Below are 7507 nucleotides of genomic sequence, written 5' to 3'. Positions count from 1 at the left end.
ACTATTTATTATAAAGCATTGGAAAAAGCTTGCAAAACAAACCATTAGTCCTCCTCAAGACCCTAAAACTTCGTTACAAGAGTGGACACAAAAAAACAAGCTGTCCTTACCAGAATACGCCATGGTAAATAAGTCTGGACCTGCACATAAACCAGAGTTTACTATATCAGTATGTATAGAAAACTATGGTATAGTGACTGCACAGGCCAGTAGTAAGAAAGTCGCTGAACAAAAAGCTGCAGAATCAATGCTAGAAAAAATTAATAGCAATACAAAAAAGGCTAGTTAAAAATGCTTTGAGCTATAAGCTTTAATATCTGCTTTATCCAGTATTTGATTTAATAATGCTTTTGCCAGGAATAGTACAAGCATCTTTCGCCACTATACTACCTACATGTATTTGCTATTTTCAATACACTTTACAATCGATTTCGTAAAGTTTATTTTGCATTGACCCATTACAATTGATATAATTCCCTTATTATGAAATTTAATAAGGGAAAAAATGGATAATGCTAATGGATCTCAAAAGAAACAATATTGTGGAGATAAAAATCATAAAAGAGAAAAAACTGAAGAAAGTTATGTAACAAAATTATCTCCTAATTTCGGAAAACTCTTGACTGATGATCGAGAAGATTCACTTGCACTTGCATTTCCATCATCCTCAAGTTCAAATCATTCTCAGTACGGGTTTGAACATAAGAATTTTGATGAAAATGCTGGAGAATTTCTAAGTGCATCTCATAAATTTCCATCTAAGAAACGGTATGATAGAGCAGACCAAAATTTTATACCAGGTGTGTATACGGCAAAAGGATCTATTGTTAAAACAAGTTTGTCTTCTTTCTTTGATAACAGCAGTAATTGCAGAGAAGAGCGTGATAATACTGTTATACAGCAAAGTCACAACAGAAATATAGATGAGCAGAAATCAAGTAGTCAGGCTACTAGAGAGATTAACGCTAGCACCACAAATATAAGTAATATAGAAGTTGCTTCTGCTTTTAGTAAAAATAATAGTCAAGGTCGTGAATAGATTACAACATAATATTGTGAAATTTAGTTTCTCAGTAAGGTTCTCATGATTTTTATAGGTATTGCAATGGAATTAATGGTAGGAAATAGTGCTCCTGGGTTTATGTTACCTGCAGATTCTGGTGAATATTTATCACTAAATGAATTTTTGCATAATAAGAATATAGTGCTTTATTTTTATCCTAAAGATAATACGCCAGGTTGTACTATTGAAGCAAAAGGTTTCAGAGACAGAATAAATGATTTTTCTATGCTTGATACAGTAATAATTGGTGTATCACAAGATAATGTGCAGTCACATGCTAATTTTAAAGCAAAACATTCTTTGCCATTTTATCTTGTTTCTGATGAAAATGCAGAAATACTTAAAAAATATGGTGTATGGGTGAAAAAAAGCATATTTGGCAAGAAATATTGGGGGATTGAACGTGCTACTTTTTTAATCGATAAAAAAGGTATAATAATTAAAATATGGAGAAATGTAAAAGTTAGTGGGCACGTAGATGAAGTTTTAAAGACAATACAATCTGTGAGTTAATCAGTATTTGTGTTTATTAAGGAACAATGGTATGGTAAAAATACGTAATTTAAGAAGCTATACATTGAAGGTTAAGTCTACAGGGTGTATTTTATCTTGATTTAAGGCAGAAAAACAACAAGCTATATAATCAAATATCTTATTCTTTCTAAAATTTGGTATAAAATTCCAGTACAATTTTATCTATACTATTTATAAATTTGATATTCACAAAGTTATGATATAATCATGTTACCATTGAAGTGATAGTTATGATACAAGAGCTTAATGAATTAAGGAGACGTTTACAGAGCCTTTATCGTGCTGATGAAAAAAGTTGTGTACGTTATCTTGTAGAAAAAGTAGAGCTTTCAACTGATTCAAAAAACAGAATTTATAATATTGCAAAACAAATTATTGAAAGGATAAAGCATAATAAATTAGACATTATAGACTCTTTTCTACAGCAATATTCGCTTTCTAGTGACGAGGGAGTAGCATTAATGTGTCTTGCTGAATCGTTGCTGAGAATACCTGATGATCATACAGTTGATGAGTTAATAAAGGATAAAATTGTCAATCAAGAATGGAGTAAGCACTTAGGAAGTTCTGCTTCACTATTTGTTAATGCTTCTACCTGGAGTTTAGTAATAGGAAGCAGTATATTAAAGACTGAGGAAAAAGATTCAAAATTTTATCATATCATTTCCAAGTTACTTAAAAATTTAGGAGAACCTATAATTCGTAAAGCAGTAAAACATGCAGTATTAATGCTTGGTAAGCACTTTATTATTGGAGAAAGCATAGAGCAAGTCTTGCAATACGTAACACCAGATCAAAATCTTTATTCGTTTGATGTACTAGGAGAAACGTCTGAGGAGTATTTTAATACATGTATGTATTCAGTCAAAACGATAGGTGAAGCACGTAATTCATCAGATGACTGTTTCAAATCAAATGGAATTTCAATTATATTATCAGCGCTACATCCACGTTACGAATTTAGTCAGTTTGACCATATAGCTGATGAGGTTCTAGGTAAAATATTAGCACTATGTCGTGAAGCAAAAAAATATAATATTTCATTATGTATAGGTGCAGAAGAGGCAGAAAAGCTAGAGATGTCTTTAATATTGTTTGAAAAGCTTCGTCTTGATGAGTCCTTGTCACAGTGGAATGGTTTAGGCTTGACGGTACAATCATACCAAAAGCGTGCTTTACATATCCTAGATTTTATTGAGGATGTTGCAGTTAGGTCAAAACATAAAGTTATGGTGCGACTTATAAAGGGTGCACAGTGGAATTCAGAAATTAAACGCGCGCAAGAGCTTGGTATGATCAATTATCCAGTGTTTACAAGAAAGAGTTATACTGACGTGTCTTATCTTGCATGTGCACAGAAACTTTTAAGTAAAGCAAGTCATTTTTATCCATGCTTTGCGACTCATAATGCTTATACTTTTGCAACCATAATGGAGATTGCTGATAAAAATCATCCAGGGTTTGAATTTCAACGTTTATATGGAATGTGCAAAGACATGTATGATTATGTCATGTCAGAACTTGCAACTAATATTAGTTGTCGTATTTGTGCACCAGTTGGTACACATGGTAATTTATTACCATATCTTATCAAGCGTCTTTTTGATGATAGGTCGTTTATCAGTCATGATGTTGATCTGTTAATTGAGGACCCTTTAGAAAAATCTAAAAGCTTTAATTATGAACCACACCCAAATGTTCCGTTACCACAAGATATTTTTGGATCAGATAGAAAAAATGCTTTAGGCATTGACATGAGTGATTTAGTTACAGTTACGCAATTTTTTGACGAAATGAAAAATTTCGCCAATAAAAAATGGCAAATAGGTCCAATAATTGATGGTCAGTTATTATTAGATAATGCTAAATTTTATAAAGCAGTTAATCCAGCAGATCTGCGCAATGTGGTAGGAGAAATATCAGATGCAACAGATGAACAAGTTCTAAATGCACTTTCAATAGCTCGAAGTGCATTTTCCCAATGGCAGGATATTTCAGTAAAAGAACGTGCTAAATTTTTAGAAAAAGCTGCAGATTTACTAGAAGAAAATATTAAAGAGTTAATATATGTACTGATTATCGAGTCTGGAAAAACCATACCAAATGCGATATCAGATATTAGGAAGACAATCAATTTTCTGCGTTATTATGCGGTAATTGCAAAAAATAAATTGAATGATGTAGAAAAATTACCTGGAATGGTTGGTGAAAATAGTTTTATTGAGTTTGGGGGTAGAGGGGTTTTTTTGTGTATCTCTTCATTGCCTTCTGCAGTAGTAGATTTTATTAAACAAATTGCTGCTGCACTTGCTACTGGTAATGTCGTACTTGTAAAACCGTCAAAGTATGTGCCTATTATTGTTTATGAAGTTGTAAAAATATTGCACGAAGCTGGTATACCTCATGATGTACTACATTTTATTCCAGGTAATGTTGATACAATTTATGACAAAGTGGAAGGTATAGTTTTTACTGGTTCTTTACAAACTGTACGAATAATTAATGAAAGGCTGATAGGTAGCGGAATACCAGTAATTGCTGAAACTGATGGACTAAATGCTATGGTTGTGGATAGCTCTGCTCTTATGGAACAAGTGACTACGGACGTATTATCTTCTGCATTTTATAGTAGAGGACAAAATTGTTCAGTATTATTTATTCAAAATGATATAGCAGAAAAGCAGATAAAAATGATATGTGATGCAGTTGAAGGATTAAGAATAGGAAATCCAATAGAGCTCAGTACTGACATCGGTCCAGTGGTTAATAAAATATCTATGGATATGTTAGTTCAATATACTAAGAAAATGTCAGAAGATGCACATTCAACTCTTTTGTCTAAGCTACCTGTTAACATGGATGGTTATTTCTTTCCTCCATATATTTATGAAATAGAAAAAATTTCACAACTGAAACAGGAAGTGTTTGGTCCTGTTTTACATATTATACGTTTTGATAAAGCACAGCTACATGAAGTTATCAATGATATAAATAATACAAAATGTAATGCATTTTCTTTACATAGCTATATTCAAAGTAGGGTAAATATGATTAGTAAAAGGATATTCACTAACCATATATATATAAATCGTAGCATTGATAGTAAAGTAGAAGCTGATGGCATTAATTATTTAAAGTATTTTTTTCAAGAAAAAACTATCACTACGATATTCGACACATGATAGACCCTATAGGTTTGTTTTCTCAATGGTACCGAGCTTCTTTATGTATAGAACCTGCAGCTATGACACTTGCAACCTGTAATAAGGACTGTATTCCGTCTGCAAGGGTAGTACTGTTAAAGGAGTATAGTGACAAAGGTTTTATATTTTTTACCAATATTAATAGCAGGAAAGGTAAAGAGTTGATAAAAAACCCTAAAGCTGCTCTGGTGTTTAATTGGATTGCATCCTCAAGACAAGTACGTGTAGAAGGAGATGTAGGACTATTAGATAGTGATAAAACTGATAAATATTATGCTTCTCGCCCACGTGAGAGCCAAATAAGTGCATGGTGTTCAAAGCAATCTAGTGTATTGAATGATTGGCAAGACTTTGAACAAGAAATTAAAATTAAAAATATGGAGTTTTTGGACAAGAAAATACCACGTCCAAGTTCTTGGGTAGGATTTTGCGTCATACCAAAAGTCATAGAATTTTGGCAGGCAGGAGAGCATAGAAGACATATAAGGCATGTGTACACTTTTAAAAATAACAAATGGAAAGTAGAACAACTATACCCTTAAGTTGCGGGGGTAGGATTTGAACCTACGACCTCCAGGTTATGAGCCTGACGAGCTACCGAGCTGCTCCACCCCGCGGTATTGTCTACTTATATTATATATTTAATTGCAATGAATACAAGAGGTATCATTAATTATATACATAACAATCTTTATAAAGAGAAATATAATCTAGTGTTATGGTTTCCTGTACTCCAATGTGTAGGAGTGTTGCTTTATTTTTCTTTAAATTTTGAACCAAATTTTATTATAATTTTTCTTTTAGCACTCATTCCAGTCTGTATTTTTTATACAAGACATACAATCTTATGTATTGCTATTACTGCAGTATTTATAGGATTTGCAGCAAGTAAGTGTAAGACAGTTTTAGTGAATACTAAAATGCTTGATAAAGAGAGATATGTAAAAAATGTTGTAGCTACAGTGAAAGATATTGATCACAAAGGGTTGTATAAGCAATTTTTGCTTGCTGTTTTTAATGATTGCTTGGATAACATTAAAATATCTGTGAGAACTGGTATAGATAGTAATATCGAAATAGGTGATCAGGTAATCTTGTCTGCAAAACTTTTTCCATTAAAAATTGCGTCTTCAGAATATGCATATGATTTTGCAAAAATAGCATATTATCAAAAGATTAGTGCTACAGGCTTTGCAACAAGTAAATTGCGTTTATATAGAAAAGCAAAAACAAAAAAAATTTACGAATACATAGAGTCTTTCCGTCAATATATTTATGAAAATTTGCATAATAATATAAAAACACCACATGCAGGTATTATGGCTGCACTATTGATTGGTAAAAAGGATGGTATTGATATAAAAACTATAAATGCAATACGTGATTCTGGCATATCTCATTTATTTGCTATTTCTGGTTTGCATCTTTCTTTTGTTGCAGGCCTATTCTTTATAATATTTCGTAATTTTTTTGCAATATCTGAAACTCTTACACTCAAGTATAATACCAAAAAAATATCTGCACTGCTTACTATATTACCTACTACATTTTATCTATTGATGACAGGCATGCAAATTTCTGCACAGCGTGCCTATATCATGGTAATTTTGGTATTAATTGCAATAATATTAGATAGAAAATATAGAGCACTCATTGCTATTGGATTTGCTGCTTCAGTTCTACTTGTTATAGAACCAGAATCAATTTTTAAGCCAGGGTTTCAAATGTCATTTTCTGCTGTATTAGCATTACTCTCATGCCATCACGTTAGACTTTTTGATGTGAGGGTAATACAATACTTCGTTTCAATTTTAACTAGTTCAATTATAGCGAGTTTAGCAACCATACCATACACTATATATAATTTTAATTATTTTTCAATTAGTGGAATCATGACTAATTTAATTGCTATACCGATAGTAACATTAATGATTATCCCTTCAGGATTGTTTTATATGTTACTTATTCCATTGAAAGTTGAAAAATTTATTACACCAATGATAGAATATTTCATAGACAGCATCTTGTACTTAATCAATACAATTACTAACTTTTGTATCAATGTGCATACTTTTTCTCCTGCATCAATTTTAATAATAACATTTGGATTATTATGGATATGCTTATGGGAACAGAAATGGCGTTTATGGGGAATTAGTTTTATGCTCACAGGAATCCTATTAGGCATTACATATAAGACACCTGATATATTGGTAAATGTTGATAACATTGCTATAAAAGAAAATGATGGATTATTGTATTCTCTGAATGGAAAAAATAAAAACTTTGTTATACGCACTTGGGCCAGACAAAATGGTCAAGATAAGATTTTTAATCATAAAAAATATAGTGGTAATAATAGATTAAAATATTATATAGATAGTTATATATATCATTGTAACAATAATTCAGTATTACTTGCTTATACGAAAGAAGATGTTTTACAATACTGTAACAGTAGTGACTTAATAATCCAATTGAGTGATTTTAGTTATCAAAAATGTAGTACTCATGTTATTACATATTCTGATTTAGAGCAATATGGTACGCATTTAATTTGGAGTGGTATGAAGGTCAAAAGAATGCGTTCTAATAGACCGTGGCATTTATTCTCGCATTCATAAGTGTCAAGGTTCTATGTTATTTGCAGTGGAGATGAATTAGGCTTGATTTTGGTTGCTATTAATAGTACAATATAATAAAGTTG

Annotated in this window: 6 protein-coding genes and 1 tRNA gene; 6 read left to right on the top strand and 1 reads right to left on the bottom strand. The window is 31.6% G+C overall.

The genetic code is table 11. The features are described from left to right. From BIY23_RS04145 to pdxH, 5 genes are all read left to right on the top strand, one after another. Positions 1-289 (top strand): putative dsRNA-binding protein (locus tag BIY23_RS04145; RefSeq protein WP_261722523.1); only part of this gene is annotated, 289 nt, incomplete at its 5' end. 216 nt (positions 290-505) lie between these two features. Then, positions 506-1039, top strand: coding sequence for a hypothetical protein (locus BIY23_RS04140; protein WP_070065262.1), 534 nt, complete (start codon positions 506-508; stop codon positions 1037-1039). 66 nt (positions 1040-1105) lie between these two features. Continuing rightward, positions 1106-1576, top strand: a complete 471-nt coding sequence (gene bcp / locus BIY23_RS04135; RefSeq protein ID WP_070065275.1) for a thioredoxin-dependent thiol peroxidase — start codon at positions 1106-1108, stop codon at positions 1574-1576. A 242-nt stretch (positions 1577-1818) separates the two neighbouring features. Then, on the top strand, positions 1819-4779 hold the full coding sequence (putA, locus tag BIY23_RS04130) for a bifunctional proline dehydrogenase/L-glutamate gamma-semialdehyde dehydrogenase PutA (protein ID WP_070065261.1): 2961 nt from the start codon (positions 1819-1821) through the stop codon (positions 4777-4779). After that, complete coding sequence (gene pdxH, locus BIY23_RS04125) at positions 4776-5342, top strand: pyridoxamine 5'-phosphate oxidase (RefSeq protein ID WP_070065260.1); 567 nt, start codon at positions 4776-4778, stop codon at positions 5340-5342. The genes putA and pdxH overlap by 4 nt, the downstream gene beginning before the upstream one ends. 1 nt (position 5343) lies before the next feature. On the opposite strand, the gene BIY23_RS04120 is transcribed toward pdxH, so the two are convergent. Further along, positions 5344-5417 (bottom strand) — tRNA-Met (locus BIY23_RS04120). A gap of 33 nt (positions 5418-5450) precedes the next feature. Here BIY23_RS04120 and BIY23_RS04115 point away from each other — a divergent pair. Then, the gene (locus BIY23_RS04115; RefSeq protein WP_081326562.1) at positions 5451-7424 is read left to right on the top strand and encodes a ComEC/Rec2 family competence protein; all 1974 of its coding nucleotides are present in this window, start codon (positions 5451-5453) and stop codon (positions 7422-7424) included. Positions 7425-7507 lie beyond the last annotated feature (83 nt).

This window comes from Wolbachia pipientis (assembly GCF_001752665.1).
Lineage (GTDB): Bacteria > Pseudomonadota > Alphaproteobacteria > Rickettsiales > Anaplasmataceae > Wolbachia > Wolbachia pipientis_A.
Note: the sequence above shows the minus strand (reverse complement) of the source record. Positions and strands in the feature narration are given on the sequence as shown.

Excerpts from the sequence above, each read along its gene's own strand:
- pdxH (WP_070065260.1), top strand. The coding sequence starts at position 4,776 with ATGATAGACCCTATAGGTTTGTTTTCTCAATGGTACCGAGCTTCTTTA.
- BIY23_RS04115 (WP_081326562.1), top strand. The coding sequence starts at position 5,451 with ATGAATACAAGAGGTATCATTAATTATATACATAACAATCTTTATAAA.
- BIY23_RS04140 (WP_070065262.1), top strand. The coding sequence starts at position 506 with ATGGATAATGCTAATGGATCTCAAAAGAAACAATATTGTGGAGATAAA.
- bcp (WP_070065275.1), top strand. The coding sequence starts at position 1,106 with ATGGAATTAATGGTAGGAAATAGTGCTCCTGGGTTTATGTTACCTGCA.